The organism is Pseudomonadota bacterium (assembly GCA_022361155.1).
Taxonomy (GTDB): domain Bacteria; phylum Myxococcota_A; class Polyangia; order Polyangiales; family JAKSBK01; genus JAKSBK01.
In genome coordinates this window covers 1-1,728 of sequence record JAKSBK010000306.1, presented here as the reverse complement: position 1 = coordinate 1,728, position 1,728 = coordinate 1, and the positions used below count along the sequence as shown (strand labels likewise).

1 pseudogene is annotated in these 1,728 nt (G+C 66.6%); it reads right to left on the bottom strand.

The features are described from left to right. Nucleotides 1-845: 845 nt before the first annotated feature. A pseudogene (locus MJD61_11980) lies at nt 846-1,028 on the bottom strand (thrombospondin type 3 repeat-containing protein). Nucleotides 1,029-1,728 lie beyond the last annotated feature (700 nt).

Sequence of the window (1,728 nt, the reverse complement as noted above, 5' to 3'; positions counted from 1 at the left end):
GTGATGAGCTGCGTGCTGATTTGCTGCAGCGCCGCAGCGAGCTCGATCGCGTTGCTCGCCTGGTAGTAGCCATGCAGGGGATCGCCCGGATTGTTGGTGCCGCCGGCGAGTGCGAAGCGGTCGAGTGCAATGGGGTCGACGAGGTAATCGTTGGCACCAAAGCCCACGACGAACGTGCGGATTCTCTGGGCGCCCAACTGTAGGATCTCAGCCACGACGCTGTCGGCGTTGTCGTTGTCGCAGTTGTTGCTGGGCGTACCGTCGGTCACAAGCAGCACGGCCTTGTCGCGCAGGCCGTCGTGCGGGTCGGCCGGATCGATGAGCCATTGATGCAGGCGCACGCCTCGTATGGCTTTGCTCATCGGGGTGGCGCCGAACGGAAACTCTTCCGATGAGTAGCTCGTTTGCAGCGCAGGGACGGTATGGTCACCCACGCGCAGCCGGAGCTGGGGCTCGTTGCAGGACTCCATCGTCCACAGGCCTCGCCTGGCGGGATCTCCGCCAGCGTTCTGGTACATCTGGTCGCACGTCGTACTATCGATGGGCACGCCTGGGCCGGACAGCATGGCCGGATTCGGCGGGGTGTTGCCGGGAAACACGGCCAAGCCAAAGCGAGCTTCGGTGGCCAGCTGCTGCGAGACCATGTCGAGAGCTTGGGCTGCCTGGCGCCAGTTGGTTGTCACTGCTACCGGTCGGTAGTAGGGACACACGTTGAGGTTTTGCAGGTCCTGCTGCGTTGAGTTCGCCGGTAGCGCCATGCTGCCGGAGCGATCGAGCACCACGAAAATGTTGGGGCTCAAGCGTTGGAAGGTGACGCGGTTGTCGCCGCAGGTCTGGGGCGGCGGGTCGGGATCGCACACATCCCCCAGGCCGTCCATGTCCCAGTCCAGCTGTTTCGGGTTGGGGCGCGCGACGCAGTTGTCGCACGCGTCACCGCGGCCATCGGCATCGAGGTCGGCCTGGTTCGGATTCGGCACCAGGATGCAATTGTCCAAGGTATTGGGCACACCGTCGCCATCGGTGTCGGTGTCGACCACAGGGGGTCCCGGGGCAGGAAGTCCCGCGACTCCGCCAGCACCGGCCGGGACCGGTCCGCCGGTGCCCGCCGGGGCCGGGCCCGGGGCGCCCGCCGGCGCCAAGCCTCCGGCCAGCCCTGGCGCCCCCACGCCTGCCCCTCCCCCGCTGCCCGGACCCGGCGTCGACACCAGCGGCGGGCCCGAGTTGCCACGATTGCCCCAGGCCTCCGAGCCCTGGCAATGGATGAGGCTCAGGGCCAGCGCCGCCAAGGCGCAACGTGCTACCCAGCCTCGCCCATCCTCGCTCACCGCGCCTTCGCGGACCGGTTGCCGGAGCACCCTAGCAGCGACCAAGACCTTTGAAGTAGCATTCACAAGCTAGACCACACACACGTTCACAGTGTACGGCAGGCGTTGGTAGGGCACAAGCAACGCCCCGGGATGGCTCGGGGATGGCCCTCCGAACTCCTCCGAATCCAAAGCCAGCAACGACTGGGACACCAACAGCGACGCGCGGCGCCCCGAGCTTGCCCCCTCCGCCTTATGTACGAAATCAGGGACGCAGGACACCAGTGCCTCGCCACAGGAATCCTGGTTGGTTGGGGCCTGCAGTGGGGCTCGCTGGCAAGGCGGACCGACGAAGACTGCGGTTCATTTCGATGCGGTGCAGCGCATATTCGAGGAGGTCCCAACGCCGCCAGCGGGCGCCAGG